Below are 26,192 nucleotides of genomic sequence, written 5' to 3'. Positions count from 1 at the left end.
GGGAGAAGCAAAGACGAAGTCTTCCTCTAGACACGGATTAGCAGCGCAGGGCCAAATGCGGGGTCATCCGTGGCGTCTTCGGAGGCAGATGCATCCGATGCCACCGGACCGTTGATCGTCACCGTCCAGGCCCGGGCGGCCGCGGCAAAGTTTTGCAGCACGTTGCGCAAAGTCACTCCATCCAGCCCGGCAAGGGGAAGGTCGTAGATCATGATGATGTTTCCATCCGGTGGCTCGAGGGCCATCCGCGTGCCGGACGTGTCGCGCCAGAGGTAGTTGTACTGGAGCAGCAGTCTATAGAGCTGAGCCACCCGATCGTCATTGGGGGTGCCCACATGGGTGGTCAGTACCAGCTTGTTCGTCACTTCCTCGTGGAAGGCTTCTACGAGGAGGCTGTCGTCGAACATCAAGTCCCAGGACACACCGTCGTCACCGTCATGCTGGACCAGAGCATCAAGGTCCAGGATGGGGGCTACTTCGGCGAGCAGGGCGGCCGGCAGGGTGTGGGAATTCATGTCGCCATCCTACAAGAGATGGAACAATGTGTCCATAACGACACCTGAAACCACCCCCGGTGGGCAGGAGCTGCTATTCTGTTGTCTGTTTGTCCTTTTCGGAGGGATCAGCGCGGAAGACACCGCTCGCCAGCAGACAGGCAGCAATCACCACGCAGGAATCCGCCACATTGAAGGACGGCCATGGACTGGCCATGGGCAGATGCAGGTCAAAGGACAGGAAGTCCACCACGTGATGGTAAATCAGGCGATCCGTAAAGTTTCCGCATACCCCGGCCACGATCAGGGCGATCGCGACGCGGTTTAACAGCCCCGGGAAGAAACCTTTGCGGTAAGCCCAAATGAAAAATCCGAGGGCTACGAGAGCGATGCCTCCGAAGATGTAGTTGGAATACTCGCCTCCGTTAAAGCTCCCAAAAGCCACCCCCGTATTGTCAATGTAGTGGAGCGTGAAGAAATTTTCAATGACCTCGCGGCCGGGGCCGCGAAGCTCGAAATTCCGGACCACCCACAGCTTGGTGAGCTGGTCGATGATGTAAAGGGGGAGGCTCAGGAGGAGCAGGAGACGGAGCATGCGGGAAGGGAGGGGGGTATTAGGAATCTACATTGCCAGGTGCCTGGGTCAGGCAACGGCCTCGTCGCAGCGATCACACAGATCCGTGTGAGTCTGGTGGCCGACTGTGGGAACGTGCTTCCAGCACCGGGCACACTTCTGGTGCGGAGACTCCAGCACCACGGCAGATGGCTCGGCGGCGTCTGTCCGCTTGATGGTAAGGACGGAGAGAATGAAGAACTCCTCCAGCGTCGGGATGGCCTCGAAAACGGGATGCTGGAAGGCGGACTCGGGGAGGGTGAGTTCTACTGTGGCTTCCAGGTTGGAGCCGATGCGCTTTTCCTGGCGGGCCTTCTCGATGGCCTGCTGGATGACAGTACGCACTTTGAGGAGCTCTTGGACAGCCGCGGTCGCTTCTGGATTGACGTACGAGGGATCGAGCTCGGGGAAGTCCTCCAGATGCACGCTGGTCTCATGACCGAGGTATTCCCAGGCCTCATCCGCGGTGAAGGAGAGGATGGGGGCCAGCAGGCGGCAGAGGGCGTCCGTGATGCGGTGGATGGCCGTCTGGGTGGCGCGGCGGCGCAGGCTGCTCGTGGCGTCGCAGTAGAGACGGTCCTTGGTGATGTCAACGTAGAGGGCGCTGAGATCGACGGCGCAAAACTGGTTGAGAAGGACGAAGACCTTGCGGAAGTCGTATGCATCGTAAGCCTCGCGGCACTCCTGTTTCAGGTTCTCGAGCTGGCTGAGGATCCAGCGGTCCACGAGCGTGAGCTGGTCGGGCTCCACCGCATCTTCTGCGGCGTTGAATCCGTCCAGATTGCCCAGCAGCACGCGCAGCGTGTTGCGGAGGCGGCGGTAACTTTCGGAGGCCTGCTGGAACAGCTCTTCTGAGAAGGGTACCTCATTCTGGTAGTCCACGGAGCTCACCCACAAGCGCACGAGATCGGCCCCGTACTTGTTGTAGTAGTGGTCCGCCGTCATCGGCTTGGCATTCTTGTCGTTGCCCTGGTCGCTCTTGGAAACTTTTTTCCCGCTGGTGTCCACCACGAACCCGTGGGTGATGACGCTCTTGTACGGGGCGGCACCGCGGGCGACCACACTGAGCATGAGGGAGCTCTGGAACCAGCCGCGATGCTGGTCGGTGGCTTCGATGTAAAGGTCGGCCGGGCAGTGAAGCTCGGGGTGACGATCAAGCACCGCGACATGGCTGCAACCGGAGTCGATCCAGACGTCGAGGGTGTCGTTTCCTTTGACCGCGCCATCGGGCAGGCCCACAAGGGTGGCCCACTCCGCGTCGGACTTTTCGAACCAGGCATTGGTGCCCACCTGCTCGATGATGTCCGCGACCTTGCGGGCCACCTCGGCGCTGACGACCGGTGTGCCGTCTGCATGATAGAACACGGGCAGAGGCACGCCCCAGGTACGCTGACGGCTGATGCACCAGTCGGGGCGGGATTCCACGGTGCCATAGATGCGGTTGCGACCCCAGGCTGGCAGCCACTTGACGCGGTCGATTTCCTCAAGCGCTTTCCCACGGATCTGCTCCACGCGGATGAAGTACTGCTCCACGGCGCGGAAGATGATCGGCGTCTTGGAGCGCCAGCAATGCGGATACTGGTGGGCGTAGCTTTCGCGGGCCAGCAACGCGCCCTTCTCAGTCAGAAGGGCGATGATGGGCTCATTGGCCTGGAAGACGTGTTTTCCCACCAGTTCGGGCAGGCCCACTTCTGCGGTGTAGTGGCCGCGGCCATCCACGGGGGAGAGGATCTCCATGCCGTTTTCACGGCCGGCCTGATAGTCGTCTGCACCGTGCCCGGGGGCGATGTGCACCTGACCCGTCCCGGTGTCGGCGGTCACAAAGAGGCCGTTGATGACCTTGGAGGTGCGAGGTAAGAAAGGATGCCGGGCCTCCATTCCCACGAACTCGCGGCCCTTCATCTGGGCCAGTTCCGTGACCAGACTGAACCCAGTCTTGGCAGTAAACTCGTTCAACAGCGACTTCGCAACGACGAAACGGGCGGGCACGTTTTCGACGTTGGTGAACTCACCCACCACGTAGTCGAACTCCGGATGCAGGGCGATGCCGAGGTTCGCGGGCAGTGTCCATGGCGTGGTCGTCCAGATCACGAGGCTGGCCCCTTCCAGGGCGGCAGGCAGGTTGTTCGGTGCCAGGGCGAAGGCTACGTAGATGGCGGGCGAGACCTTGTCTTTGTACTCCACCTCCGCTTCCGCCAGTGCGGTGCCTGCGCCGTAGCTCCAGAGCACCGGCCGCTTCATGCGATAGACCAGATCCTGTTCCACCAGTTTGGCGAAAACGCGGATAATGTCGGCCTCGTAGCCCGGATCGAGCGTGAGATAAGGGTTCTCCCAATCACCGAAGACACCCAGCCTCTTGAAGCTGTTGCGCTGGATGTCGATGTATTTGCGTGCGTACTCTTCCGAACGGCGGCGCACTTCCACTGGCGTAAGGCCGGTGCTCTCTTTCACCACGCGGAATTCGATAGGGAGACCATGACAGTCCCAGCCGGGCACAAACGGAGCATGCCAGCCCAGCATGGTTTTGGACTTCACCACCAAGTCTTTGAGGATCTTGTTCAAGGCGGTGCCCATGTGCACATCACCGTTGGCAAAGGGAGGGCCGTCATGAAGGATGAATTTCCTGGCGCCGCGACGCTTTTCTTGAATCTGCTGATAAAGACCTTCTGCCTCCCATTTGGCGAGCCGCTGGGGCTCCCGTTCGGTCAGGCTCGCCCTCATGGGAAACTCCGTCACCGGCAGGTGCAGGGTCTCTTTGTAGGGGTTGGGGGCGTCTTTTTCTTTTTTCTTGTCGCTCATCGGGCTGAAAATGGTGGACGCGGAGCCTAGCGGAGTTTGCGGGAAAGGCAAATGATGCCAGTCCTGAGCGGTGACAATGCCACCGCCCAAAAGTCCCGGTGACGCGGCCGACCGTACAGAGGTCCGTCCGCCGGAACAGGCGGGAAGGGATCAGTTCCCATCTCGCAGTTGCTCTGCACCCGGCAAGACCTCCACCACCTCCGCCAGACAGGCACCGTTGGCATGTCGCAAGTCATTGCAGCGGCCGAAGAGGGTTTGCCCCTCCCGGGCACCCAGCAGGGTGGCCAGCCGGTGGTCGATTTCGATGCGGAAATAGCCGCTGGGATGGCTGGTGTGGGGCACCCGCTCTTGCTGGAGAATGCCCCCAAGAGGTATCTGACCTTCCAGCACGAGACGTCGGGTGTGATCATCGAACCCATCCAAATGAATGCCGATGGCACCAAACTCAACCGGGATCCTGTCCGTCTGCCGCTTCAGCACGGAAGCTCGTACCAGGTAGTTTCCCAGACGAGACCGGGCATGCACATCCAGGGTGATGTTATCGTGGTGATACTCCGCCAGACGCGGCGTCATGTCCGTGGCATGCACGAGGAGCCAGCGCTCTGCCTCCGGCATGGACTCTGGCTCAAGGAAGGTGACCCGGGGGCTCTCGCTGCCCAGGCCATAGAAAAACCGGAGAGGTGCCAGAATGTCTGTAGGCATTGCCCCGGTTGGAGTTTGGGCTTCCAGAACTTGAGTCATGGCAGGATTTGCATGAAACGCACAGGTCTGATCTGGATGGGAAGGTGGCTCCTAGGTGTAGCGCGCGCTCCGATGGTGGGGCAGGAAGAACTCGTGCAGCAGTCGGTCCACCTGCAGCAAGCCATCTCGCGTGAGGCGGATCTCATCGGGGCCGAGCGTCGCGAAGCCTTCATTCTGCATCCAGCCCAATTGAGGGGCAAAGCGGGTGAGCACATCCTCGCCGAATTTGGTCTGGTAGTAGCTGGGCTTCACGCTGCCGAGCTTGAGTTTCAAGATGAACTCGCGGATGAAGCGCTCGTCGGGACTGGTGGCGTACGCGCGGAAGATGGCGCTTTCACCTCGCTCAATCGTCTCGATGTAGGGGGCGATGTCAGCCTGATTCTGAAGGTGGATGCCGCCCAGGTGGCCGAATGAGGCGACACCGATCGGAAGGAGGTCTGCCCCTTCCCAGAGCGAGTCGCGATAGACGAACTTGATGGTCTCCGGGTTCTTCACCACGGTGTAGGCGCTGGTGACGGTGTAACCCGTCTTCACAAACTCTTCGAATGCGTAGTTGACCCAGGCCCGCTTGGTCTCCCAGTCAGCGACGGGGGCTGTGACCTTGCCGTCGGTTTGCATTTGCTTGTAGATGCCGGTGTTATACGGCACTTCCATCTGGTAGATCGTCACGCAGTCGGGCTGCATCTCCACCGCCTTGGCCACGGCGGCTCTCCAGAGTTCCTCCGTGTCATTCATCATCCCGGCAATCAGATCGATGTTGATATGTTCGAAGCCCAAGCTCCGGGCAAAACGGTAGGCGCGCTCGATCTCCCCACTGCGGTGGGCCCGGCCGTTTGATTCCAGGATGTGATCGTCAAAGTGCTCTACCCCGAGACTGAGCCGCGTGACACCGATCTCGCGGATGGCTTCGAGCTTCTTTTCATTGAGGGTCCCCGGTTCGGCTTCGAATGCCACTTCCTCGGCCTGATCCCACGGCATGAGGTCCTTCATGCGGTTGGTCAGCTCCTGAAGTTGCGGTACGGAGAGGTAGGAAGGGGTGCCGCCGCCAAAGTAAACGAAGTGCGGTTTGCGGCCCTGAAGGTAGGGGCGTGCGGCATAGCGGGCGAACTCCTCCATGCCTGCGTGAATGTATTTGCGGATCTCAGCCGCATTCTTGTCTGTGTAAACGCGGAAATAGCAGAAGTGGCAGCGCTTGCGGCAGAAGGGGATGTGGAAGTAAACGCCCAGAGGGATGTCATGCGGTGCGGGACTGTCGAGCACCTTCTCGACGGCGAAGACCTGCTCCTTTTGCCAGAAGGAGAAGGGCGGATAGTTGGCAACGAAGTAGTTGCCAGCCTCCGTGGCATGGTGCTTGGCCTTGGCGGCATCGCTGACAGGTTCTGTGGCGGAAGACATGGAAGAGGGAAAAGGTAACGAAAAATAGGGGTCGGGCAGGCGAAGAGGGGAGCTTATTTTGGGGTAGACTTGCCGTTCTTGAAGCAATAGACGTTCCCGTCATCCGCTCCAATTAAGACATAGTCACCCGCCACGGCCGGAGCCGTCTTGACAGGTGCACCGACCTCATACCGCCAGACTTCTTCGCCTTTGGACAGGTCGAGCGCGTAAAAATAGCCGTCGTTGCTGCCGGCAATGACATGGACGCCCGCACAGATGACGGGTGAGCTGTCCACATCGCCCCGGGTGCGGAACTGCCATTTTGCCTCACCTTTGGCGCGGTCAAGGCCATAGATTCGTTTGTCACGTCCTCCAGCCACCACCCAGGTATCGTTAACGGCTGGAGCAGCATAGTAGGGGAATTCACGCTCGCCAAACTCCCAGAGCTTGGCCCCATCCCCAAAGGAGAAGGCGGAAACGCGGTTCCCATAGTGGGCGACATAGGCCATGCCTTTGTCTGCGGCGACGTTGTTGCCGATGTAGGCACCCACCTCGATCTTTTTCACTTCTTTACCGGTGGCGATGTCCAGGACGTACAGCACCCCGTCACACCCGCCGAAGACGACCTGGTTCTCATAAATGGCCACGGCACCGTTGACGTAGTTTGTCGTCTCGTAGTCCCAGTGCTTCTGGCCAGTCGCCGCATCCAGGCAATAGAGGCGGTTGTCGTAGCTGCCGATCAAGACCCGCTGCTTTCCATCGGGTCCCGTCCAGTGGTTGACCCCGGCGTGGACCTCGCCGTCCGTCTCAAACTTCCATACCTCTTTGCCGGTCGCGGCGTCAAACGCATAAACAAAGGCATCTCCGCATCCGACGATGACCAGCGCCCCCGCAAAACCTGCGTTGCCCTCGAAAAAGCTGTCCTTTTTGATCTTCCAGACCTCTTTGCCAGTTGTGAGGTCAAGGCATGCAAAATTTCCGCTTTGGGATCCGACATACACCTTGCCGTCGCGCACGACCGGGGTGGCGATGACGCCTTCCCGGCGAGCTTTGTTCCCCAGTTCCGCTGTCCAGGCCAGTTCCAGCGGGAAATTCAGCGCGGTAGGGGACTGGCCGCGCATGGCGGCATCACCTCGCCCCATCTGCCAGTCCTGCGCGGATGCAATGGCGGGCAGCACCAGAAGCGCTCCCGCCAGGCCCGCCAGAACCATCTTCCGGCGAAATCCGGGGAAATTAGCTCTGGCTGAGGTGGTTTTGAAGAGGGCAGAGGTCAGCATTGGGACAAAAGAATATCAATCTAAGACAACAACGGCAGAAAATGAGGCAACATTTTCTACTTTTCTACGATTCCAGCATTGCCTTTGTGGCATACTAATTGTTGCCTTGAAGCATCGCCCTAATCCCGATGCCGGACCACGATCCAGACCTTGACGACGCGCCAGAGCCGGAATCGGAAAAACCGATCCCCCGGGAATTTCATTCTGAGTACGAGGAGCGACCGTTCCAAAACTGCTCCCGGTGTGGAGAGTTGCTGAGCATCTTCGACAACTACCAGATCAACAAAGCCTACAGGAACGGGGAGTGCGTCTTCGAGTATTGCTTCTGCTCTCCATGCCGCGATTCGCTGCTGGAGGAGTTCTCCGAGGAGTCCAAGATCAATATGCTGCGGCACCAGGAGGAGAATCTCCGGGAGGTGCATGGTACAGGAGAATGCGCCTTTTGTGGCAAGTCCAAGGTGGAGACACCCATGAAGGACTACATCATCACGGCCTTGTGCCGGGAGACGAGCCTGATCGACAGCCTGATGATCTGCGAGGGGTGCCAGCTCGGCATGCATGAATTGTTGAGTGAAAAAACGCGCGACGTGCGACGCAGGTTCTTTGAAGAACTCCCCGGGGTGCCGCCCGACTGGGAGGTCTGGACGCCGGAGGAAAGCGAGGCTACAAAGACGGCTGCTGTCTCCAAGAGCGGGGGCAAGCCAGTCATGCCCTCTCCCGTTATGAAAGGGAAAGCTGGAGGCGGCCCCGTGATTAAACTCCAAACTGACCTGCCCACAGCCAAGGGGGTGCGTCATCGCGCTGATGACGGCTGTCTGGAATTGCTCTGGCCTGCGATACGGCTCGCGAAGCGCAAGCTCCCAGGAGAGCCGGCGGATGGCTAGCTGATCGCGGGCAATTTCCAATCGCCGCGAAACGGACGCGCCTCCAAAAGACGTGCCGCCTTGGTGTCGGTGCCAAAGCTTTCGCTCACCGGATCCCACGCGAGTTTTCTCCGACTGCGGAGGGCGATGGAGGCGAGTTGGCAAAGGGTGTCTGACCGCACCGCCGTCTCAATGCCGCAGATCGGAGTGGACCGGGCTTTGATCGCATCCAGGAAATTGCGTGTGTGGTCTGTGCTTACGGGCAACTTGACTGGCATGGTGCCTTCTTTGTTTTGAGGATCGAGCAGCAGCTTTTCATCTGAGGACCAGATCTTTCCTCGCTTCACCTGGAGCCATCCTGCATCGCCGATGAACTTGATGCCGTGAGTGATCTCCTCGCCCTCGCTGGCAAAGGTGATTGGGGCGGCGTTGGCGTACTCATACCGGACTTTCCAGGTTTGCACGGCATTGCAGGTGCCGCTGGCCGGATAGGTGCCCTGACCTTCAACGCTCACCGGCCCCGTGTCATCTGTGCCGTTGCCCCACTGGGCGATGTCAAGGTGATGAATGCCCCAGCATGAGATCATACCCAGGGAGAAATCGGTGATGTTCTCGTGGTACCGGCGGTCCAGCTTCTTGCTGCTGAAGTGGGACTCCGGGGCAGGTCCCATCCACTGGTCCCACTGGATGTAGGTTGGGATCTTCTGAACTGGGAAGACTTCCGTCTGGATGCCGCCCTCCACGCCCACCTGAATCTCCTGCAACTTTCCGATACGTCCATTTCGGACGAGTTCGCAGGCCCAGCGGAACTTGAGATCGCTGCGTTGCTGAGTCCCGAACTGGAAGGTCACCCGGCTGCGGCGTACCGCTTCCCGGACGTGACGGGATTCAGCAAAGGACAGGGCCATCGGCTTTTCATGGTAGATGTGCTTGCCCTTCAAGATGGCGTCGGTGGAGGGGATGCTGTGCCAGTGGACAGGCAGCGCCATCAGGACGGCGTCCACCGAGATGTCGAGATTGAGTTCGCGGAAGTCGGCGAAGGACCGCACGTGGGCACCACCATATTTCTGAGCCAGGATGCCCCTGGCGGCAGCCAGATTGCGCTCATTCACGTCACAGAGCGCCGTGACTCGCACGTCGTCATGGTTCATGAACGCCTGCATATCCACCTGGCCTTGCCGTCCCACGCCGATGACCCCTAGGGAGATCTGGTTGGATGGGGAGACGGCTCCGCCAAGCCCAAGGACGCGGGCTGGCACCCAGAGGGGCGCAGAGGCTGAAGCGAGGATCCCGGCCATGAGAGACCGGCGGGTGAGAAGCGACGGTGACTTCTTCATGCAAGTCTAATACTTCAGATGACTGCGGATCTTCCAGGAAGTCATCGCTGAAATCTGCAATAGCCCGGAAAAAAGCCCCGCCAGGGAGAACCGGGCGGGGCTTCACATAGGAAATAAACGACCCAAGGACTATCTTCCCGCAGCCGCGTTGGAGAGATCCGACTGAAGTCGGGCGATCTCGTTTCTGATGGACAATGTTTGCTGAGAGGCCTGTGCAGCATTCTGTTCGCATTGTGCGGCCTGGGCGTTGAAGGTGTAGCTGGGGCGCCCATTGAATTGGGCGGCGGAAGCCTGGTTCCGAAGTTGGCTAGCCTTGCTCAGCCACTGAGATCGCACTTGCTCAAGCTGGGTAATCTGGTTTTGCTTCTGTTCGATCTCGACCTGGATGCGACTAACCTTTGTCAGGCTTGCAGTCGGGGCAGGGGCCGACTCTGCTGCTGGTAAGATGGCTACTGGGGTCGGCTCGGCACCCGGCTTCAACAACGTGAATGGGATCATGCCATGACGAAACTTCTGGCGGAGGTCAGCAGGCAGGTTTTCCGGGGCGACCTTGGTCACGCCGAGGTTGTGGGTGATGGTTACGTCATCCTCGGTGACTTTTTGGATCTTGGCAGCCTGGAGCCCTTGCCCTGTCGCCAAAGTGATCACGCCCAATTCTGCTCCCTCAGCTCTGCCTCGTGCCTTGATGACTTCACCCGCAAAATCAGACACCAGCTTTTCCTTGGCAGCCTTGAGCTCGGAGACTTCTCGGGTGAGTCTTGACTTCGCGTCGCTGAGTCCTGAGTTGCGTTCCACGAGTTCCCGGGTGACGTCGTATTGAATTCGCAAAGCGTCCAGCTGCGACTGTTTGTTCGCGATGCCGGTTTGATGGGACTCGAGCAGGCTCTTTGCTTGATTGTACTCGGAACGTCGGGAATCAATTTCAAAAAAGTAGCTTACACCGACTGCAAAGAGCACGATGAAGAAGAATGCGGCCAGCATGCCTACGATGCGGTTTTCCATAAAATAATCAGCTGAATTTGCCTGGCGGGGGGTGGCTTAGTTTGCCTTTTTGTAGCTCTCGAAGTCCTCTTTCAACACAGCCAGCGCTTTTTCCGCGTCTGCCTTCTGGTTGGTAAGGGAATCAATCTCGGCTTGCAATTTTCTGGCGCGATCCTCAGGAGTTGTTTTGCCAGACTGCTTGAGAGAAGGGTCGGCTTTCAAGGCGTTGAGATTATCGGCAAGAATCCGATACTCATCGTTGAGATCCTTTAAGCTTTGCTCCGCTTCCTCGAGCTTTTGCCGTATGATCACCGTCTCACTGGCAAGGCGTTTGTGTTCCGTGCAAGCTGGGCTGCAAAGGACCAAAATGCCGAGGATGGCGAGTTTTCCTGGAACTGCTGATTTCCGCATGATTAAACTGGGCGCTTTTTGATGTCCAATAAGGGGAAATCTTAACGTTGGTCAAGGAGCAAAATTGTCGTTTGCGCCTAATAAATCATCTTCGCAGACCACACCCCTGTATGTCCCCCGCCGCCTGGAAAACCATTCTTCTGCTTACCGCCTCGAACGTTTTCATGACTTTCGCGTGGTATGCCCATCTCAAGGACATGAAGTCCAAGCCGTGGATTGTGGCGGCTCTTCTAAGTTGGGGGATTGCCCTGTTTGAGTACCTCCTTCAGGTGCCGGCGAATCGAATCGGCAGCACTGAGTTCAGCCTTCCCCAGCTCAAGATTCTCCAGGAAGTCATCACCCTTTCGGTATTTGTGCCCTTTGCGTTGTTTTACATGAAGCAGCCTCTGAAATGGGATTTCGTGTGGGCCGCGCTTTGCATGTGTGGCGCGGTGTATTTCATGTTCAGAAAATGATGGAGCGGCGGCGGTGATCTCCGGTCCACTATGGCAACTGCACGGTCGCCCAAGATGATCTCAGCCATGCATTGACCTGATCGGCACACTGGATGGTTGCGCCATGCCCGGCATCAGGCAGCGCATGGTACGTGGCACCCGGGATGCTCTCGGCAATGATCCGCCCGGGGGCGATGCCCGCGATGATGTCATGAGCCGCCGTCACGACCATCGTGGGCAGACCGTCAAGTTCACGGAGACGATGCGTGAGATTGCAGCCGCCCATGGCACGAAGCTGCTTCATTTCAACGGGCGGGTGATCGGCCAAGTCGTGGCCAAAGATCGGTTCCAGACGAATGGCGAGGGCATTCAAATCGGGCGTTTGTCTCAGGTGGTGTTTGGGCATGACCATCTGGAGGAATGCCTGACGTCGCATGGCCCGCGTGCCCAGATAGGAACGGAGCCCCACCCAGAGCTTCGGCCAAGTCATGCCAGTGGCCGCACGTCCGTCGGCAAAGGTGCAGAGCAAAGCCAGGCTGGCCACGCGGGCCCTTTCAGTCAGGGCAAGCTGCAGGGCGACCAGACCTCCCAGAGAATGGCCCACCACATGGGCGCTCTCCCACCCGACGTGATCCAGGACTGCTCGGGCATCCATTGCCATTTGAGGGACGCTGATCTCCGCCTGACCAACAGGCAGGCTCCTGCCAATGCCGCGGTTGTCGAAGGTGAGGCATTGGTGATCCTTCGACAGCTCCTCCACTTGGGGCAGCCATCCGTCACCGTGCAACCCTGTGCCTTGGATGAAGAGCACCTTTGGGCCGGTATGACCGGAGATCTTGAAGTGGAGAGGGCAGCCCAATCTTTTGACGACTGAGGAGGTGGATGGGGTGGGAGGCGTCATGGGGTGATTTCAAGGTGGTGCAGCTCGGTCTGGTAATGCACTGCCACCGCGATGAAAAACAAGCTGGTGTACAAGCCGTGCCATTCGTAGGTGCTGAGAAGTTCTGCCACGCGTGAGCGGGTCGCTTCCATCACATCACTGTCTGCACTCAAGCTGATCATCCAGGCTGCAAAGAGCGGTTCTCGCATGCAATCATCTTCCCATTGGCTCCGTGGATTGTGCTCCGCCCACTTGGGAAGCTGGGTGCGGGCGAGTTGGATGGCTGCATCACAATTCCCCTGGGTGATCCAATGCTGGTTCAGGAAACGCCAGTCAATGTCAAAGGGGCTCCTGTCGTCGCGACGGTAATGGTTTCGTCTGGCAAGATGCGGCACTGCAGCTCTGGCCGTGGCGGAAAGCCCTTCTGCATAGGCCTTCTTCCACTGGGGATCTTCCTCCGTCTTCCAGAGGGTGCGAAGGGCTGCCTGAGACATGCTGGAGGTCCAGAGAAATGACTCCCGCACTTCCGGCGGATCGAGGGCAAGTCCTGCGGCACACCACTCCAGCCTGGAGCGGGGGACCTTGCCGACCTTCTCCTGTGCCAGTTCACGGTAGCGGAGCCGCCATCGCTCCTGTCCCGTCAAGGTGTGCATGATGCGATGGATGAAGAGCAGACGGGAGGCATCCGTGGCTTTGGGGCGCAAGAAATCTCCACGAAATCCAAAGGCCGGCGGATCACATGGCACGCGCCACTGGTGCTCCTCCACGGCCCGCACATGCTTCTTTATGAGTGCCTGGACTTCGAGTCTCTCTGTCTCGGTGGGGAGATTCGACGTCACGAAGTGCCAGAGGCCGTAGAGCCATGGGAAGAACTGGTCTTCAGAACTGGCGGGGTAGTGGCTGCGGCCATCAGATGCCAGGCCCCGTGCAACAAAGCCTGGCGTCTCACTGACCTTGGCGAGCTTGACCAATCCTTCGGCAATACGGCGGGCGCTTTTTGCAGCTTCAGGTGTTTTGAGCACCTGCCAGCGCTGGCAGAGTGCGGCGAGATAGAGACCCCCGAAGAATGGGCCGTCCTCAATGGGAGTGGACCAGCTCATCCCGTTGGGACGCGCGGCTCTGCAGTCTTCTGGGGTGGGGAGCACGACTTCGCCATTCAATCCGGCATAATGCAGGAGCGTACCGTGGTCTGCGGTGACGAAGCGACGCCAGATCTCCGCATGGGCTGCCTCGGCGGGTCCTCTGGTCAGACTGGTCCGCTCCGGTGGGAAAGCCATCGTCTGCCCACAAAGCAGCGCTGGGAGGGCCCCGGCACTGGTTCGCAGAAAGCCGCGACGGCATGAAACATCGCGGATCGGGGGATTCATTGCGATGATGGCATCAGACCTGTTCCACCAGGAGGGTGTTTCCTGAGACCACCTGCACCACCTTCACCTGCCGCTGGGGGGAGAGGTCGGTGGTAGCATCCGTGCATGCCTCAAGAGTCTGCAATCGACCCTGTACTAGGATCTGAATCTTTCCGAGTCCGCCTCTGCCCGCTGGGATGCGTTGATAGACCGTACCAGATTGGCCGATGGCGTTTTGCAGGTTCAACGTCCCTTCGCTGCGGAGGGAGTGCATGGCCTTCATGAGCAGACCGAGCACCAAGCCGATGCTCACGCCCAGGGCGCTTCCCAACAAGGTGGCGGCAAAAACCCCGAAGCCGTAGCGCAGGGCAATGATGCCGCCCCAGCCCAGACCGAGCATGTAACCAAACAGCCCACGAATGGACAGCAGGCCCCACGAGTGGCCCGCGTGGCCATCCATGTCGCTGATGTCATAGTCATGATCCACCTCACCCCCCACCAGAGACATCAAGGACTGCAACAGGATCAGCACGATCGCCACGGTGCCGATGGCGGTGAAGATCTTCTCCGCAACGCCAAGTGTGCTCCAGTCAAATAGGAAGTTCATGGTGGGTCAGGAGGGGGAGGGGAGTTCGAGTTGACAACAGCGAATGGCGGGGGGCGCGTCTAGGCGGACGTTCCAGAGGATTTGCCGCCACCCATTTCGCCGGTCTTGCCCAGAATGCTGGGCAGTTCAATGCCGGCGTTCTTTGCCAGTTCATGGATGGGGGGCAGGCTGCCGGCGAGGCCGCTGAGAAAGCTGGCGGTGCTGTTTTTCCCGTCGGCTCCGACCCCGCTGTCCCATACGGTGATCTTGTCCACCTTGATGTTACTGATGGCCTTGACCTGCTCCTCCACCAGGCGGGGCAGCTGCTCGGTGATCAGCAGGTTGATGGCGAGTTCTGGGCGGGAGGCGGTGACTTCCACCAGGGCCCGGAAACCTTCCGCCTTGCTTTTGAGTACCTTTTCCGTGCCTTCCGCTTCGGCGAGGAGTCGGGCGCGCTGGCCATCCGCCTCTGCAAGGAAGCGGGCCTTCTGGCCATCGGCCTCCGCCTGTTGCACGTAGCGGATGGCATCGCCTTTGCCCTTCGCCTCAATCTGGATGCGGGCGGCATCCGCGGCTGCGATGGTCTCCATGCGGAGTTTTTCAACCTCTGCGGGCACGACAACACTGGCGTACTGGGAGGCTTTGTCCTTCTCTGCACGGGCGACTTCCGCCTCCCGCTGGGCGAGGTAGGCTTCCTGCTGGACACGGGCATTGGCGACATTCTGGGCGGCCTCAGCCTGGCGGTTGGCCTCTGCCTCCTGCACAAGTCGGTTGGCATTGGAGTTCGCGATGTCCACAGCGGCTAGGTTTTCACCGGTGGTGGCTTCAGCCTGTGCTTGGGCCACGACAATCTTCTGCTCCTTCTGGGCCTGGGCGCGACCAATCTCCCCATCGCGCTCGGCCTGGGAAACCTTGATTTTTGCGTCGTTGATGGCGCGGGCGGCGGCTTCCTGACCCAGAGCCTCAATGTAGCCGCTCTCATCCGTGATGTCCTGAATGTTCACGTTGATGAGCTGGAGGCCCACTTTCTCCAGTTCCACTTCGACCCCGCGGCTGATGTTCTCTATGAGTTTATCGCGGTCCGCGTTGATCTCCTCAATGGACATCGTCGCGAGAACCACGCGCATCTGGCCGAAGATGATGTCCTTGGCCAGTTCGCGGATGGACTCGTTGGAGAGTCCCAGCATGCGTTCGGCGGCGTTTTCCATCGTGCCAGGCTTGGTGGAGACCCCGACCGTGAAGGTGGAGGGCGTGTTGACGCGGATGTTCTGCTTGGACAGGGCACCAGTCAGCTTGATGTCGATCGGAATAGGGATGAGATCGAGGAACTGGTAGTCCTGGATCATCGGCCAGATGAAGGTGGCGCCGCCATGTATGCACCGGGCGCTCAACCCTTTGCCGACCTTGCCGTACACCACCAGTATCTTGTCCGAGGGGCACCGCTTGAAGCGTGTTGCGAGGATCCACAAGGTGGACAGCACGAGGAAGGCGACACCGCCAACAAGGAACAACAGAGGGAGATCGGCTGTGGAGGGCATGAAAAAGATGTTCGCATGGTGGCATCGTAGAGACAACAAAGAAGGTGCATTTCTGCATGCAAACATTTGCCTTGCCGGAGCCGTTTGGGATTTCGTAGCATGCGTGGTTCCAGCCAGTTACCATCTCCAAAATCAATCATGAAACGCCGCCGCTTTCTGCTTCCCCTGGCCCTCCCTGTTCTGGCAGCTTCTCTCCTCGTGCAATGCGGTCCGTCGTCGAATGGCGCGGACGGCAAAAAGCCTCGCGTGGCGTACATCGGAAACGCCATTGCTCCCTTCTGGACGATCGCGGAGAAGGGGGCCCGCAAGGCAGCCGCCGAGTATGGGGTGGAGGTGGAAGTCCGTATGCCCCAGAACGGTGCCACCGATCAAAAACGGATGGTCGAGGAACTTCTGGCGAGAGGCGTGGCGGGGATTGCCTTCAGCCCGGCCGATCCCAAGAATCAACTGGATCTCATGAAAACCATGGCCCAGCAGACCCATCTCATTACCCAGGACAGTGACGCCCCTGACTCTCCCCGGCTCTGTTTTGTAGGCATGGACAATTATCAAGCCGGTCGCCTGTGCGGCAAGTTGGTGAAGGAAGCGATGCCGGACGGGGGCAGTGTGATGTTTTTTGTGGGACGCGCGGGTCAGCTCAATGCCAAGGAGCGTCGCCAGGGCTGTGTGGACGAGCTCCTGGGAAGGCCTCAAGGGGAGCGGCATGACGATCCGCCTGATGTTGAACTGAAGGGCGAAAAGTACACCATCCTCGGCACCCGGACCGATGAGGTGGACTTTGCCAAGGCCAAGTCCAATGTGCAGGAATCCATCACCCGCCACCCGGACATTGGCTGTCTGGTGGGGCTCTTCTCGTATAACACGCCCAAAATCTACGAGGCGGTCAAAGAGGCCAATCTGTTTGGGAAGGTGAAAATTGTCGGATTTGACGAGGAAGAAGATACCCTGCGCGGCATTCAGGAGGGCCATATCTACGCGACGGTCGTGCAGAATCCCTTTCAATACGGACATGAGAGCGTGCGCATCCTCGCGGCCCTCGCCAAGGGGGACAAGAGCGTTGTGCCTGCCAGCAAATTCGTCGAGGTCCCCGCCAAGGCCGTGAAAAAAGGAGATGTGGACACATTCTGGACGGAACTGAAAAAGCAGGTGGAATAGCCTGGTCCATCATGAGCGATCTGCTGTCAGTTCAGAATCTAAGCAAACAGTTCCCCGGTGTCCGGGCTCTGGACGATGTGAGTCTGGCAGTCGCAAAAGGAGAACTGGTGGCTGTCATCGGGGAGAACGGAGCCGGCAAGAGCACGCTCATGAAGATCCTGGCGGGCATGCAGTCCCCTGACCGCGGACAGATCCAATTTGAAGGTCGCACTGTGGGTCTGTCAGGAGTCCAGCATGCGCAGTCTCTGGGGATCGCTTTGATTCATCAGGAACTGGTGCTGGCGGACAATCTCGATGCCGCTGGCAATGTCTTTCTAGGCAGGGAGCCCCGGCAGAGCATTTTCATCCGCCACGAGGTGATGCGGCAGCGCGCTCAGATCCTGCTGGACCAACTGGGCGCTGGCTTCTTGGCCACCACACCTGTCGCAGATTTGTCCCTTGGCCAGCGTCAGCTGGTTGAGATTGCCAAGGCGCTCTCACTGGACGCGAAGCTGATCATCATGGATGAGCCGACTTCGAGTCTCTCGCTGAGGGAGACAGAGACTCTCTTTCGCGTCATCGCCGACCTCCGGAGTCGCGGATTGAGCATCCTCTACATCTCGCACCGGCTGGGCGAGGTGAAGCTTCTCGCAGACCGGGTGGTTGCGCTGCGGGACGGTCGAAATGTGGGGGCACTTTCGAGGGAGGAAATAACCCACGACGCCATGGTGAGGCTGATGGTGGGCAGGGATCTTTCCGGTGCCCGGCCATTGGATGCAAGACCGCCCGGAGAGAGGGTGCTGGAGGTGAAATCCCTCCGCACGCAGGCCTTTCCCGCCAATCGGTTGACGTTTCATGTGTGTCGTGGTGAGATGGTTGGCCTGGCGGGTTTGGTGGGGGCGGGTCGGACAGAGGTGTTGCGCGCCCTGTTCGGGGTGGTGCCTCCGCTTGCTGGGGAGGTGAGAGTGGCGGGTCAGTTGCTTCCTGCACGTCATCCGGATCAGGCTGTTGCTGCCGGCCTTGCTCTGGTCCCGGAGGACCGGAAGACCTTGGGTGTCTTTTTGGAGGAGTCTGTGCAATGGAATGTCGCCCTGACCACCCTGGCTCGCGATGCCAAGGCTGGAATCTTTGTGAATGAACAGGCCGGTTCCGCCCTGGCTGCGGACCTGGGGCAACAATTGCGAATCAAGGCCGCCTCTCCCGATACCTTGGTCGGCACATTGTCCGGTGGCAATCAGCAGAAGGTTGTCCTGGGCAAGTGGCTGGCTTTGGCTCCCAAGGTGCTGTTGTTGGATGAGCCGACCCGCGGAATCGATGTGGGTGCCAAAGCTGAAATCTATCAACTGATGGAGAGGCTGACTGCTGAAGGCATGGCGGTGCTCTTCGCCAGCAGCGAAATGGAGGAGGTGCTGGCCATGTCTGACCGTGTGCTCGTGATGCACGAAGGGCGGCTGAGCGGGGAGCTCTCCAGGGCCGAAGCGACCGAGGAGAGCATTATGGCACTGGCCACTGGCATCACGGCCCCAAATCAGAGCCTGCATTGACATCTTAGTTCATGATATGAAAAAAAACTTGGGGATCAGCCTGCTTTTGCTGTTTGTCTGCGTGGTCACCTCGCTGGTGAATCCAAATTTCCTGATACCGTACAACGCTGAGAACCTCGTCAACTGGGTGTCCCTCTACGCGATCATCGGCTTGGCGGTGACCTTCGTCATCATCACTGGTGGGATTGACCTCAGCATCGGCAGCGTGGTGGGTCTGGTGGGCACTGTCCTGGGATGGCTGTTGGTTGAGAAGGGCTGGCCCGTGCCAGTGGCGTTGGTGGTCACCGCGGCGCTGTCGGCCTCCATTGGGTTGGTGCACGGGCTTCTCATCACCAAGGTCAAGTTGCAGCCGTTCGTTGTGACTTTGTGCGGCCTGCTAATTTATCGGGGCGTGGCGAGATGGCTCGTGCACGACGGCACTCTCGGTTTTGGTACGGCCTATGATGGGCAGCGCTGGTTCGCCAATGGTCGCATCGCCCTTCCCTTTTTTGGCGACTACCGACTTCCGGCACCCCTGATCATCCTGGCAGTGATCGCAGGTCTTGCAGCGGTATTCTTGAACAAGACCGTCTGGGGGCGTCACTTGTTCGCGCTGGGGCGGAATGAGGAGGCCGCGCGGTACAGCGGCATTCGCACGGACCGCCTGGTGATCTTATCCTACGTGCTGTGCTCTACCCTCGCAGGCATCGGTGGCATTCTCTTCGCGCTGGACGTGAATACGGTGCAGCCCGCCTCGCAGGGAAACTTCTACGAGCTCTATGCCATTGCGGCGGCCGTTCTCGGGGGATGCAGCCTTCGGGGAGGAGAGGGGAGCGTGATCGGAGTCCTCATCGGTACCGCTCTGATTCGGGTTCTACTGAACGCCATCAACATTTTGGGGATTGCCACCCAGCTGGAATTTGTCGTCCTCGGTATGGTGATCCTTTTGGGCGCGATTGCCGACGAGTACCTGCGGCGAAACCGGAGCAGACGCCAGCTGAAAAGAGCAACGCCGACGGGCTGATCGGGGTGTCCCGTAGTCAGGCGTCGGCGACGGAGAGGCAGGAACTTCCTACTTCTGCTCGCGAGTGGCTTCTGCCTCCCGCTTCAATGCCTCAGCCTTGGCCTCAGCTTCCTTCCGGGTGGCGTCCGCATTCAGATCGTTGACCTTCTTGGCGTCTTCGATGGCATCTGCGTGTTGCTCCCCTTCTTTCTTAGTGGCCTTGGCCTGCTCTTCCAGGGCGTCCGCCTTGTTTTCGATACTGCGTTCGCGCGCTTGCTCCTGTTTGGAGTCACAGGACACCAGCAGCGTGGTCAATGCGGCGAGGGAGGCGGTGAGGAGAGTAGGAATGGTTTTCATGCCCATGGATCGGGTCCTGCGAGGCCTCCGGTGGCAAAAAGATGCCTTGAACCGCCTATTTTATGCATTGCTAGCCGTGGACCCCCGAACGTGACGGAATTTCCTGTTAAAACCGGATGCCAACAGGCCGCGGAGGCGTAAGCATGCAGGTCACGCTTGCGGCGTGCTTTTCCGTCCCGTTAGTTCAGATCTCGCCTTCACAATGTCCTACACTGCCCCGACTTCTTTTGACCCCGCCCGTGTTGCCACCCCCGCATACGTGGTGGACCTTGCCCTGCTTAAGAAGAACCTCACCCTGCTGCACGAGGTGCAGGAAGCGTCTGGAGCGAAGATCCTCCTGGCCCTCAAGGGCTTCTCCATGTTCTCCACCTTTGGGTTGGTCCGCGAGTATCTGCATGGATGTTGCGCGAGCGGGCTCAACGAGGCGCTGCTGGCCCATCATGAATTTGGAAAAGAAGTGCACGTCTATTGCCCGGCATTCAAGGAGGCAGAGATGGAACAGATCCTGCCCATAGCCTGCCACATCTCTTTTAACTCTCTTGCCCAGTGGCAGCGATTTAAACCGGTGCTGGAAGGCGCTGAAGGCAATCGCCCGAGCCCCGGGCTGCGCGTGAATCCCGAGCTCTCGACGGTCGAAGTGGCCCTCTACGATCCCTGTTCTCCAGGATGTCGGTTGGGGACCCGAGACGTCGAGTTGGAAGGGGCTGATTTGACCGGTCTCGAAGGGCTCCACTTTCACGCGCTGTGTGAACAGAACTCCGACGTGCTGGAGCGAGTTATCGAATCTGTAGAGCGACGTTTTCCCAAGTTTCTCAAGCAAGTGAAGTGGGTGAACATGGGAGGAGGCCACCACATCACCAAACCTGGCTACGATGTAGAGAGACTCGTGCGAATTGTGAAGGCGTTTCGTGAGCGTCACGATGTGGAAGTGTATCTTGAGCCCGGTGAGGCTATCGCGCTGAATACAGGCTATTTGGTCACCTCGGTGCTGGACATTGTGGGAGCAGAGGAAAAAACCGCCATCCTCGATACCTCCGCCACCTGCCATATGCCGGATGTGCTGGAGATGCCCTATCGACCCCAGATCATTGGGGCCGGTCTGCCTGGCGAGCATGGGTACACCTACAAGCTGGGGGGGACATCCTGCCTGGCAGGTGATGTGATCGGGGCTTACTCGTTCCCCGAGCCCCTGCACCTCGGTCAGAAACTTATCTTCACTGACATGGGCCACTATACGATGGTCAAAACGACCACCTTCAACGGAGTGCCCCACCCAGACATTGATACCTACGATCCTGCCACGGGGGAGCTGCGAGTGGTGCGCCGCTTCGGCTACGAAGACTTCCGGAACCGGTTGTCGTAGAAGGGTCGGGGGACTTGGCCCCGACAAAAAGACCATTGCCAGATTTTCCTCTTCCTGCCAGACTCAACCCACCCGGAGGACTCCCCGGCATTTACCACTATGAGCCTGCTAGGAGATCTGGCGCGCCAGCTAATGAGTGGCGCGCCTGGAGAGGAAAGTGAATCCATGCCCGGAGCAAATGCCCCGGGAAGCCCTAATCTCGTGCAATTGGGCATTGCACTGGTCAGTCAATCTGGAGGACTCGACGGACTGATTGCGAAGTTCCAACAAGGCGGTCTGGGGGATCTGATCTCCTCTTGGGTGGGGCGGGGTGGCAATCTGCCTGTCAGTGGGGAGCAAATACTGCAGGTGCTTGGCCGAGGTCCGGTGCAACAAATTGCCGATGAGTCCGGTACGGACACCGAAACGGCCGCCAGCGGGCTTGCCCAGATCCTCCCGGGTCTGGTTGACCAGCTCACTCCCAATGGCGAATCCGTATCAGGAAGTGCCCTGCAACAGGGGCTGCAAAGCCTGTTGGGAGGTGACCTGAAGAAATTCTTCAGCTAAATGCATGCAAAAGAAATCACGTGGGCGGCGTTGGACAAACTCCGCCCACGAAATTGTACCACCACTCTATGAAATCCACGCTCATCCTCACCCTTCTCGCCACCGCTACGGTAGGGCTCTACGCCGCAAAGGAAGAAGCCGCGAAAGCCATCCCCAAGGAGGCCTTCGGCGTCTATAGCTTTGAAGATGCGCAGAAGCAGTCCGCCAAAAAGAAAGATCCCATCGTGTTCCTTCTTGTGAACGAGCGGGCCGAGGATGCCAAGGTGGAAGCTGCCGGGAAGATCACTTACTGGGGCCTTGAGAAAGACAACACTGTCGTCGTGCTAAGGCCCAACTCTGCCGGGGAGTGGTCCCGCCGTCTGCCGGCTGCATTGCCAGCAGCGATCAACGCCAAGGATCTTGGCAAGGAATACCCCCGGGTCGTCGTCATGGATCACACAGGGAGCGTGGTGTTGACCTCGGTCCCTGCGGCCAAGCTCATCGACGGCGGAGAAGATGCAGTGAAGGCTCTCAACAAAGAAATCAAAGAGCTGGCAAAGAATCCGCCCAAGCCCACGGCTACCACCCCCGCCACTGCTCCAGGAACCGCACCGACCCCTCCAACTGCCACCCCTCCGGCGGTTGCAGCTGGCTCAGTGGCCATTCAAGGGGCCAGTGTGGAAGGGTGGACCAGCTCCGATGGACGCACCATTCAGGCGACTCTGCTGGAGGTCGCTCCGGATAAAGTGGTGCTCCAGCTCGCCAACGGCAACAAGGTGGATGTGCCCCTGACCAAACTGAATGACGCCTCCCAGAAGCGAGCGGCAGAACTGAAGGCGGCCAGCTCAAAGTAGGCCAAACAGACACCAGCCTGGGAATCCCCATTTCGAAGGGCGCGGAGCAATCCGCGCCTTTTTCGTTGTCGGGACTTTCATCCTGCTTTTGCGGGAATCTCAATGGCTTCGCAAACATCGCGCCACCCAGGAAACTGCCAGGAATTGGGAAATCCGCTGCACTGAGCGGGTTTGACCGGCTGAATGAGGCAGGAGTTCTTTCCCTCAAGAAAAAAGCATGAGCCGTCCTCCTTGTCGATGATGGACAGGTGTTTCCGATTCGCGCTGAGCCGCGTACGAGTTTGAATGAACTCATCCACCTCCATGCCCACGTGGCGGGCAATCGCATCCACTTCCTCAGGAGTCACAATCACATCGCCGGGCCAGCGGCAGCAGTTGCCGCAGCGCTGGCACAGATAAGAGACTTTCGAGGTGTCAAGCGACATGCAGTGAAGAGGGACTTTTAGGTTTTCCGCGGTCGTTGGTCCGCTAAAATAGTCAGTCCCCCATGATAGCCCGGTTTCCCCAGCCTTCAACGTCGCGCTCGTCCGGTACCGATCCGAACGGGGAACTGGCGTTGCGCAGCGCGGAATCCCGGGCCGAGCATGACGAGAATCTCTCATGGGTAAGGTGGATGTTTCAGGGGGTGCGCGCCCAGTGTGAGGCGATTCTGTTCCATACTCATGGAGAGGCGGGACGGCACACCATGATCAAGGACTGGGAGGGTTTTCTCGACCGCCCCTGGAAGGACTGGATCGCTCCCTGCCTCTTGGATGCCTGGCGGACGGCGGATGCCGGGGATTTGGACGCGCTCCTTGCGGTGGACGCCAAGTTGGGGAGGCTGCTACCTGCTGAGGGCCGCTCGCGCAGTCTTTTTGCCGGGGAGCTTTTACTGAAGAGCACCCGTGGTGCCAAATATCAAGGGGTGCTCGGTCACCTGCGGCAGCGGATCGATGTCGAGACTCGCGAAGTCCATCTGGCAACGGTTTGGGCTGCAGTGTCCGTAGTATTTCAGCTCCCAGTTGCAGATGTGGTGGGGGAGTATCTGCGTGAGGAGTGGATGACCTCAACGGGGCGTCATGCCCACCATGCCGATCCACAAGGATTGCTCAGTTTTGCTGCCACCGCCCACCGCACGCTCCGGGATGCCGGTTTTCATGACCTACAGATCAGGTCGGCATGACGGGAGGGATCGATTGTAGGGAGCCTTATTTTCCCATTTGTCAGGATTTGGGCGCATGAAGTATGGCCACGATGCACGTATTCCGGTTTCTGATTCAACCATGAAATCCATCCTCGCCCTCCTGCTCTGCACCGCTTCTGTCGCATTGGCCCAGCAATCTCCCACGACTGGCGCGAATCCTGCCAAGGCCTCGGTCGCTGCGACGCCGGTGCCGGTGCCAAATCCCAAGGTGGCGGTAACGCCCGTCGAGCGCCCGGAACCCGGCTGTAAGGCACGCCATTCGCGGTTCAATGAGATCTCCAGCAAAGGGGAGTCCACCCTCGTCTTTCTCGGGGACTCCATCACCCAAGGCTGGGAAGGATCTGGCAAGGTTGCCTGGGAAAAGCACTGGGCCCCTCTTGGTGCCGCAAATTTCGGCATCGGTGGTGATCGCACGGAGCACGTCCTCTGGCGTCTGGAGAACGGGAACTTTGATGGCTTGAAGCCCAAGCTGGTGGTGCTGATGATTGGCACAAACAACACCGGCCATCAGAACCGCAACGGGTACTTGTGCAGTGCGGAACAGACTGCAGAAGGCGTGAAGGCGATCATCAGCAAGGTGCAGCAAAAGTGCCCGGGCGCCAAAGTCCTCCTGCTCGGAATCTTCCCTCGCGGCGCGGACAACAACGATGCCTTCCGCAAGCAAAACGCGGCCACCAACAGCCTGATCAAGACGTACGCCGATGACAAGTCCATCTACTACATGGACCTTGGAGAAAAGTTCCTTGAACCGGACGGAACGCTCTCCCAGGAAATCATGCCCGACCGCCTGCATCTGTCGCCCAAGGGATACGAAATTTGGGCAGAAGCCATCGACGGGAAGGTCAAGGAGCTCATGGGGAGCTAGATTGCCGTCGGCCAAGTCGGTACCATCGCCAGTCCCCGGAACGTAGGATATCCCAACTGTATCATTGAAAATGCCATCCATTCCCCGCCTTCATCTCTGGCAAGACACGGTGCCCCGCGAGGGACCACTCAATATGGCCTTGGACGAGGCCATGCTGCTCCAGGCTGAAGGCGTGTGGATGCGGGTGTATGGCTGGGAGGAGTCGAGTGTCAGCATCGGGTTTTCTCAGCCGATTTCGGTGATTCCGAATGCTCAAGCGGGCTGGCCGATGGTGAGGCGCTGGACGGGTGGGGGAGTGGTGGTCCATGATGGGGACTGGACCTACACCCTGGCGGCTCCCGCTGGGAGTGACCTCAGCGAACAGCGAGCGGTGGAAACCTATCGGGAGATCCACGAGGCGATGATCCGTGCTCTTCATGAGGCGGGCATGGGTGAGTGCTCATTGCAGTCTGAGAACACCTCCGATGGCATGGGGGTTTGCTTTGTTGAGCCTGCGAAGTTCGACGTGGTGTGGCAGGAGCAAAAGATCGCCGGTGCAGCCCAACGTCGGGCGAAGACTGGATTCCTTCATCAGGGCACAATTCAGCCTGTGAAATTACCCGCTGACTTTGGCCTGCTGTTTGCACGTCAACTGGCGATGGATGTCGTCGTGATGGACCAAATGGAAATGGAGGCCCGGCTTCTTCCTAAAGCCCGGGAACTGGCCCGGGACAAGTATGCGACCATGGAATGGACACTTCACCGGAGTGTGGCTGCCTCGAACCCCGGGCCGCGACTTGCGGGTGCTGGATCCAACGTCCTGCCATGAGCGCTCCAGAGCCGGTTGCAGCTTCTTTGCAGCGCATCTTTGTTTACGGGACGCTGAAGCGTGGCCTGAGCAATGCACATTATCTGAACGGTCAGACTTTTGTGGGCACCGCCCGCACCCTGCCGAAATATCGCATGGTGAATGCGGGCGGCTATCCGGGACTCTATGAGGTGCCAGAGGAGGAGGGGGGGCTCAGGGTTCACGGGGAAGTCTGGGAGGTGGATGCCAGCTGCCGCAAGGAGCTGGACCTTCTTGAAGATGTGGCTGTGGGGCTCTATGAACTGGTCCCTGTGGACCTGGAAGAGCCTTTTGTCGGAGGGCAAGTTTTCACCTACCTCTACCGCTGGTCCATCATGGGACGGGATGACGCGGGTGATGACTGGCGTGAGAATTGAGGCCGATTTTTTCCTGCGATACGGGGGCAAGCGGCGCTCATGGCCCCAGTTCCCCGCTCTGCCGGTGCCAGGCTTCGTAGCCCCCTTGCAGGACTAGTACGTCCTTGAACCCGAGCGCATCCAGTCTTGCTGCGGTGCGTGCGGCCCGTCCGCCCAGGGCACAGTACACGAGACAGGGGCGGGTGCGGTCCAGCCCCAGATTCAGAATGGACTGGTCAAAGTTGGACACAAAGAGGTTCACGAACCTTGCTCCGGGAAGGTGATTGCTGTCGGTGACTTCTTCAGGAGTGCGGACGTCCACGATCCCGCCTAGTTTGCCTCCTTTTAAGAGTTCCCTGGCTTCCGCCACGCTCACGTATCTGGCAGTCGCGGGCAGCATCAAGGGAGGTGGGCGCGCGGGAACTGCGGGGTCCTTTGCCAGCACTTGGAGGGCTCCTGCCATGAGCCACACCAGTACGGTGGGGCAGAGAAGAGCGACGGGAGTCTGCATGTGACTTGGGGAGAAGGA

28 protein-coding genes are annotated in these 26,192 nt (G+C 59.2%); 12 read left to right on the top strand and 16 right to left on the bottom strand.

Annotated features, from left to right (window positions below; all coding sequences use genetic code 11):
• Positions 1-26: 26 nt before the first annotated feature.
• The 6 genes from VSP_RS39620 to VSP_RS17645 form a co-directional block, all read right to left on the bottom strand.
• On the bottom strand, positions 27-515 hold the full coding sequence (locus VSP_RS39620; RefSeq protein WP_009962347.1) for a type III secretion system chaperone: 489 nt from the start codon (positions 513-515) through the stop codon (positions 27-29).
• A gap of 73 nt (positions 516-588) precedes the next feature.
• Positions 589-1,089, bottom strand: coding sequence for a signal peptidase II (gene lspA, locus VSP_RS36030; protein WP_009962345.1), 501 nt, complete (start codon positions 1,087-1,089; stop codon positions 589-591).
• Positions 1,090-1,137: 48 nt separating this feature from the next.
• Positions 1,138-3,906, bottom strand: a complete 2,769-nt coding sequence (gene ileS / locus VSP_RS17660; RefSeq protein WP_009962343.1) for an isoleucine--tRNA ligase — start codon at positions 3,904-3,906, stop codon at positions 1,138-1,140.
• 150 nt (positions 3,907-4,056) lie between these two features.
• The gene (locus tag VSP_RS17655; RefSeq protein WP_009962342.1) at positions 4,057-4,647 is read right to left on the bottom strand and encodes a hypothetical protein; all 591 of its coding nucleotides are present in this window, start codon (positions 4,645-4,647) and stop codon (positions 4,057-4,059) included.
• Between the two features lie 51 nt (positions 4,648-4,698).
• Positions 4,699-6,042: a coproporphyrinogen-III oxidase family protein gene (locus VSP_RS17650; protein ID WP_009962340.1), complete on the bottom strand. Its 1,344-nt coding sequence runs from the start codon at positions 6,040-6,042 to the stop codon at positions 4,699-4,701.
• A 53-nt stretch (positions 6,043-6,095) separates the two neighbouring features.
• Positions 6,096-7,298: an outer membrane protein assembly factor BamB family protein gene (locus tag VSP_RS17645; RefSeq protein WP_009962338.1), complete on the bottom strand. Its 1,203-nt coding sequence runs from the start codon at positions 7,296-7,298 to the stop codon at positions 6,096-6,098.
• Positions 7,299-7,426: 128 nt separating this feature from the next.
• On the opposite strand from VSP_RS17645, the gene VSP_RS17640 reads away from it, so the two are divergent.
• Complete coding sequence (locus tag VSP_RS17640) at positions 7,427-8,182, top strand: hypothetical protein (RefSeq protein WP_009962336.1); 756 nt, start codon at positions 7,427-7,429, stop codon at positions 8,180-8,182.
• On the opposite strand, the gene VSP_RS17635 is transcribed toward VSP_RS17640, so the two are convergent.
• The 3 genes from VSP_RS17635 to VSP_RS17625 all read right to left on the bottom strand — a co-directional run bounded on the left by VSP_RS17635 (position 8,179) and on the right by VSP_RS17625 (position 10,890).
• Positions 8,179-9,498 (bottom strand): Gfo/Idh/MocA family protein, encoded by a 1,320-nt coding sequence (locus tag VSP_RS17635; RefSeq protein ID WP_029190541.1) that lies wholly within the window; start codon positions 9,496-9,498, stop codon positions 8,179-8,181. The two genes, VSP_RS17640 and VSP_RS17635, sit on opposite strands and share 4 nt — an antisense overlap.
• A gap of 129 nt (positions 9,499-9,627) precedes the next feature.
• Positions 9,628-10,500, bottom strand: coding sequence for a hypothetical protein (locus VSP_RS17630; RefSeq protein ID WP_009962334.1), 873 nt, complete (start codon positions 10,498-10,500; stop codon positions 9,628-9,630).
• Positions 10,501-10,536: 36 nt separating this feature from the next.
• Entirely contained in the window at positions 10,537-10,890 is a 354-nt protein-coding gene (locus tag VSP_RS17625) for a hypothetical protein (protein WP_009962331.1), read from the bottom strand.
• A 110-nt stretch (positions 10,891-11,000) separates the two neighbouring features.
• Between VSP_RS17625 and VSP_RS17620 the strand changes: the two genes are divergently transcribed.
• On the top strand, positions 11,001-11,345 hold the full coding sequence (locus tag VSP_RS17620) for a DMT family protein (RefSeq protein WP_009962330.1): 345 nt from the start codon (positions 11,001-11,003) through the stop codon (positions 11,343-11,345).
• Between the two features lie 28 nt (positions 11,346-11,373).
• Here the strand turns inward: VSP_RS17620 and VSP_RS36025 are convergent, their stop codons facing one another.
• Genes VSP_RS36025 through VSP_RS17600 form a run of 4 tightly spaced genes read right to left on the bottom strand, consistent with a single transcriptional unit; the run spans position 11,374 to position 15,674 of the window.
• On the bottom strand, positions 11,374-12,225 hold the full coding sequence (locus tag VSP_RS36025; RefSeq protein WP_009962328.1) for an alpha/beta fold hydrolase: 852 nt from the start codon (positions 12,223-12,225) through the stop codon (positions 11,374-11,376).
• Entirely contained in the window at positions 12,222-13,571 is a 1,350-nt protein-coding gene (locus VSP_RS36020) for a hypothetical protein (RefSeq protein ID WP_075087060.1), read from the bottom strand. Before VSP_RS36020 ends, VSP_RS36025 begins: the two co-directional genes overlap by 4 nt.
• A gap of 13 nt (positions 13,572-13,584) precedes the next feature.
• Positions 13,585-14,157 carry a hypothetical protein gene (locus VSP_RS17605; RefSeq protein WP_009962324.1) on the bottom strand — a complete coding sequence of 191 codons (573 nt, stop codon included), beginning with the start codon at positions 14,155-14,157 and terminating at the stop codon, positions 13,585-13,587.
• A gap of 59 nt (positions 14,158-14,216) precedes the next feature.
• Positions 14,217-15,674: a flotillin family protein gene (locus VSP_RS17600; RefSeq protein WP_009962322.1), complete on the bottom strand. Its 1,458-nt coding sequence runs from the start codon at positions 15,672-15,674 to the stop codon at positions 14,217-14,219.
• 138 nt (positions 15,675-15,812) lie between these two features.
• On the opposite strand from VSP_RS17600, the gene VSP_RS17595 reads away from it, so the two are divergent.
• From VSP_RS17595 to VSP_RS17585, 3 genes are read left to right on the top strand one after another with little or no spacing between them, the layout of a single operon-like run.
• Positions 15,813-16,829, top strand: a complete 1,017-nt coding sequence (locus VSP_RS17595) for a sugar-binding protein (protein ID WP_009962320.1) — start codon at positions 15,813-15,815, stop codon at positions 16,827-16,829.
• An 11-nt stretch (positions 16,830-16,840) separates the two neighbouring features.
• The gene (locus VSP_RS17590; RefSeq protein ID WP_009962319.1) at positions 16,841-18,352 is read left to right on the top strand and encodes a sugar ABC transporter ATP-binding protein; all 1,512 of its coding nucleotides are present in this window, start codon (positions 16,841-16,843) and stop codon (positions 18,350-18,352) included.
• A 16-nt stretch (positions 18,353-18,368) separates the two neighbouring features.
• Complete coding sequence (locus VSP_RS17585) at positions 18,369-19,355, top strand: ABC transporter permease (RefSeq protein WP_009962318.1); 987 nt, start codon at positions 18,369-18,371, stop codon at positions 19,353-19,355.
• A gap of 48 nt (positions 19,356-19,403) precedes the next feature.
• Here VSP_RS17585 and VSP_RS17580 read toward each other — a convergent pair whose 3' ends face one another.
• Positions 19,404-19,691, bottom strand: coding sequence for a hypothetical protein (locus tag VSP_RS17580; protein WP_029190540.1), 288 nt, complete (start codon positions 19,689-19,691; stop codon positions 19,404-19,406).
• A gap of 202 nt (positions 19,692-19,893) precedes the next feature.
• Between VSP_RS17580 and nspC the strand changes: the two genes are divergently transcribed.
• From nspC to VSP_RS17565, 3 genes are all read left to right on the top strand, one after another.
• Positions 19,894-21,054: a carboxynorspermidine decarboxylase gene (gene nspC, locus VSP_RS17575; protein ID WP_009962316.1), complete on the top strand. Its 1,161-nt coding sequence runs from the start codon at positions 19,894-19,896 to the stop codon at positions 21,052-21,054.
• Positions 21,055-21,153: 99 nt separating this feature from the next.
• Positions 21,154-21,600 (top strand): YidB family protein, encoded by a 447-nt coding sequence (locus VSP_RS17570; protein ID WP_009962315.1) that lies wholly within the window; start codon positions 21,154-21,156, stop codon positions 21,598-21,600.
• Positions 21,601-21,668: 68 nt separating this feature from the next.
• Positions 21,669-22,433: a hypothetical protein gene (locus tag VSP_RS17565; RefSeq protein WP_009962314.1), complete on the top strand. Its 765-nt coding sequence runs from the start codon at positions 21,669-21,671 to the stop codon at positions 22,431-22,433.
• 77 nt (positions 22,434-22,510) lie between these two features.
• On the opposite strand, the gene VSP_RS17560 is transcribed toward VSP_RS17565, so the two are convergent.
• Positions 22,511-22,858, bottom strand: a complete 348-nt coding sequence (locus VSP_RS17560; protein WP_009962312.1) for a YkgJ family cysteine cluster protein — start codon at positions 22,856-22,858, stop codon at positions 22,511-22,513.
• Positions 22,859-22,920: 62 nt separating this feature from the next.
• Here VSP_RS17560 and VSP_RS17555 point away from each other — a divergent pair, with 62 nt between their 5' ends.
• From VSP_RS17555 to VSP_RS36010, 4 genes are all read left to right on the top strand, one after another.
• A complete protein-coding gene (locus tag VSP_RS17555; protein ID WP_029190539.1) occupies positions 22,921-23,595 on the top strand; it encodes an urease accessory UreF family protein in 675 nt (224 codons plus the stop codon).
• A gap of 100 nt (positions 23,596-23,695) precedes the next feature.
• Positions 23,696-24,481 (top strand): platelet-activating factor acetylhydrolase IB subunit, encoded by a 786-nt coding sequence (locus tag VSP_RS17550; protein WP_157210945.1) that lies wholly within the window; start codon positions 23,696-23,698, stop codon positions 24,479-24,481.
• A gap of 70 nt (positions 24,482-24,551) precedes the next feature.
• The gene (locus tag VSP_RS36015) at positions 24,552-25,289 is read left to right on the top strand and encodes a lipoyl protein ligase domain-containing protein (RefSeq protein WP_009962308.1); all 738 of its coding nucleotides are present in this window, start codon (positions 24,552-24,554) and stop codon (positions 25,287-25,289) included.
• Positions 25,286-25,684 carry a gamma-glutamylcyclotransferase family protein gene (locus VSP_RS36010; protein WP_009962306.1) on the top strand — a complete coding sequence of 133 codons (399 nt, stop codon included), beginning with the start codon at positions 25,286-25,288 and terminating at the stop codon, positions 25,682-25,684. The genes VSP_RS36015 and VSP_RS36010 overlap by 4 nt, the downstream gene beginning before the upstream one ends.
• Positions 25,685-25,721: 37 nt before the next feature.
• Here the strand turns inward: VSP_RS36010 and VSP_RS36005 are convergent, their stop codons facing one another.
• Positions 25,722-26,174, bottom strand: a complete 453-nt coding sequence (locus VSP_RS36005; protein ID WP_009962304.1) for a rhodanese-like domain-containing protein — start codon at positions 26,172-26,174, stop codon at positions 25,722-25,724.
• Between the last annotated feature and the right edge of the window lie 18 nt (positions 26,175-26,192).

It is taken from the genome of Verrucomicrobium spinosum DSM 4136 = JCM 18804, assembly GCF_000172155.1.
Classification (GTDB): Bacteria; Verrucomicrobiota; Verrucomicrobiia; order Verrucomicrobiales; family Verrucomicrobiaceae; genus Verrucomicrobium; species Verrucomicrobium spinosum.
Note: the sequence above shows the minus strand (reverse complement) of the source record. Positions and strands in the feature narration are given on the sequence as shown.

Coding starts and splice junctions, on each gene's coding strand:
- VSP_RS39620 (WP_009962347.1), bottom strand. CDS start 515: ATGAATTCCCACACCCTGCCGGCCGCCCTGCTCGCCGAAGTAGCCCCC.
- lspA (WP_009962345.1), bottom strand. CDS start 1,089: ATGCTCCGTCTCCTGCTCCTCCTGAGCCTCCCCCTTTACATCATCGAC.
- ileS (WP_009962343.1), bottom strand. CDS start 3,906: ATGAGCGACAAGAAAAAAGAAAAAGACGCCCCCAACCCCTACAAAGAG.
- VSP_RS17655 (WP_009962342.1), bottom strand. CDS start 4,647: ATGACTCAAGTTCTGGAAGCCCAAACTCCAACCGGGGCAATGCCTACA.
- VSP_RS17650 (WP_009962340.1), bottom strand. CDS start 6,042: ATGTCTTCCGCCACAGAACCTGTCAGCGATGCCGCCAAGGCCAAGCAC.
- VSP_RS17645 (WP_009962338.1), bottom strand. CDS start 7,298: ATGCTGACCTCTGCCCTCTTCAAAACCACCTCAGCCAGAGCTAATTTC.
- VSP_RS17640 (WP_009962336.1), top strand. CDS start 7,427: ATGCCGGACCACGATCCAGACCTTGACGACGCGCCAGAGCCGGAATCG.
- VSP_RS17635 (WP_029190541.1), bottom strand. CDS start 9,498: ATGAAGAAGTCACCGTCGCTTCTCACCCGCCGGTCTCTCATGGCCGGG.
- VSP_RS17630 (WP_009962334.1), bottom strand. CDS start 10,500: ATGGAAAACCGCATCGTAGGCATGCTGGCCGCATTCTTCTTCATCGTG.
- VSP_RS17625 (WP_009962331.1), bottom strand. CDS start 10,890: ATGCGGAAATCAGCAGTTCCAGGAAAACTCGCCATCCTCGGCATTTTG.
- VSP_RS17620 (WP_009962330.1), top strand. CDS start 11,001: ATGTCCCCCGCCGCCTGGAAAACCATTCTTCTGCTTACCGCCTCGAAC.
- VSP_RS36025 (WP_009962328.1), bottom strand. CDS start 12,225: ATGACGCCTCCCACCCCATCCACCTCCTCAGTCGTCAAAAGATTGGGC.
- VSP_RS36020 (WP_075087060.1), bottom strand. CDS start 13,571: ATGAATCCCCCGATCCGCGATGTTTCATGCCGTCGCGGCTTTCTGCGA.
- VSP_RS17605 (WP_009962324.1), bottom strand. CDS start 14,157: ATGAACTTCCTATTTGACTGGAGCACACTTGGCGTTGCGGAGAAGATC.
- VSP_RS17600 (WP_009962322.1), bottom strand. CDS start 15,674: ATGCCCTCCACAGCCGATCTCCCTCTGTTGTTCCTTGTTGGCGGTGTC.
- VSP_RS17595 (WP_009962320.1), top strand. CDS start 15,813: ATGAAACGCCGCCGCTTTCTGCTTCCCCTGGCCCTCCCTGTTCTGGCA.
- VSP_RS17590 (WP_009962319.1), top strand. CDS start 16,841: ATGAGCGATCTGCTGTCAGTTCAGAATCTAAGCAAACAGTTCCCCGGT.
- VSP_RS17585 (WP_009962318.1), top strand. CDS start 18,369: ATGAAAAAAAACTTGGGGATCAGCCTGCTTTTGCTGTTTGTCTGCGTG.
- VSP_RS17580 (WP_029190540.1), bottom strand. CDS start 19,691: ATGAAAACCATTCCTACTCTCCTCACCGCCTCCCTCGCCGCATTGACC.
- nspC (WP_009962316.1), top strand. CDS start 19,894: ATGTCCTACACTGCCCCGACTTCTTTTGACCCCGCCCGTGTTGCCACC.
- VSP_RS17570 (WP_009962315.1), top strand. CDS start 21,154: ATGAGCCTGCTAGGAGATCTGGCGCGCCAGCTAATGAGTGGCGCGCCT.
- VSP_RS17565 (WP_009962314.1), top strand. CDS start 21,669: ATGAAATCCACGCTCATCCTCACCCTTCTCGCCACCGCTACGGTAGGG.
- VSP_RS17560 (WP_009962312.1), bottom strand. CDS start 22,858: ATGTCGCTTGACACCTCGAAAGTCTCTTATCTGTGCCAGCGCTGCGGC.
- VSP_RS17555 (WP_029190539.1), top strand. CDS start 22,921: ATGATAGCCCGGTTTCCCCAGCCTTCAACGTCGCGCTCGTCCGGTACC.
- VSP_RS17550 (WP_157210945.1), top strand. CDS start 23,696: ATGAAATCCATCCTCGCCCTCCTGCTCTGCACCGCTTCTGTCGCATTG.
- VSP_RS36015 (WP_009962308.1), top strand. CDS start 24,552: ATGCCATCCATTCCCCGCCTTCATCTCTGGCAAGACACGGTGCCCCGC.
- VSP_RS36010 (WP_009962306.1), top strand. CDS start 25,286: ATGAGCGCTCCAGAGCCGGTTGCAGCTTCTTTGCAGCGCATCTTTGTT.
- VSP_RS36005 (WP_009962304.1), bottom strand. CDS start 26,174: ATGCAGACTCCCGTCGCTCTTCTCTGCCCCACCGTACTGGTGTGGCTC.